This window comes from Salmonella sp. SAL03688 (genome assembly GCF_046551895.1).
GTDB classification, from domain to species: Bacteria; Pseudomonadota; Gammaproteobacteria; order Enterobacterales; family Enterobacteriaceae; genus Salmonella; species Salmonella enterica.
Genome location: NZ_JBGDVI010000056.1, coordinates 1 through 861, shown reverse-complemented (window position 1 = coordinate 861; position 861 = coordinate 1). Strand labels below are relative to the sequence as shown.

General features: G+C 53.0%; 2 protein-coding genes. Both read left to right on the top strand.

Features of this window, described 5'->3' with window-relative positions:
* Window positions 1–531 (top strand): hypothetical protein (locus ACLJR2_RS23670; protein WP_000328808.1); only part of this gene is annotated, 531 nt, incomplete at its 5' end.
* A 42-nt stretch (window positions 532–573) separates the two neighbouring features.
* A complete protein-coding gene (locus ACLJR2_RS23665) occupies window positions 574–813 on the top strand; it encodes a DUF4060 family protein (RefSeq protein WP_001237031.1) in 240 nt (79 codons plus the stop codon).
* Window positions 814–861: the final 48 nt, after the last annotated feature.

The window sequence follows — 861 nt, the reverse complement described above, 5'->3', positions numbered from 1 at the left end:
TATCTGGGCGTTAAATATTGGGCTCGCCTGTACTGCCCGGAAGTGATCCTCGGCGTGTACAGCCCTGATGAGGTTGAGCAACGAGAAGAACGCGAGATTAACCCTGCTCCAGTCCAGCGCATGAGCGTACAGGAAATCACCAGCGAGGTTAGCACCAGGACCAGCGCGCAGGAGTCGGCAGCTAACGTTGATGCTGTTGCCGACGATCTTCGCGAACGCATTGATACAGCAAGTTCCGTTGATCAGGCAAAAGCAATCCGTGCGGATATCGAATCACAGAAAGCGTTGCTGGGTACTGCGCTGTTCACCGAATTAAAAAACAAAGCAGTGAAGCGCTATTACCAGGTCGATGCACAGAACAAAGTCGAGGCAGTGATCAACTCAATTCCAAACCCTGGCGAACCGGAAGCCGCAGAGATGTTTGCTAAAGCTGAAAGCACGCTTGGCGCTGCTAAACGTCATCTTGGCGACGAACTGCACGATAAGTACCGCGTCACCCTGGACGATATGAAACCGGAATACATCGGCTAATTGCATCGGGAGGGGTTACGCCCTCCCGCCTGAGGAGGTTTTATGCGCCTTATAAATCGCAGTAAGCAATCGCCATTGGGCCGTCGCGCATGTGATGTTGCACTGGCGGCGCATCATGAAAAGTTCGGCGATTACGGCAGACAAAAGCACGTTACCAATTACACCGTTGTAGTGGATGGCGTAAAGGTGCCTGTTGAAGTAGTTAACCGGGCCACCAGCTACGTAGCCACCGCAATGATCGGCGTCCGGAAACTTAGAAATCTGCCAGCACAGGCAAACTGAATATTAGCGATGGCCCGCTGCGGGGCCACTGGAGAAAACGATGAGCAA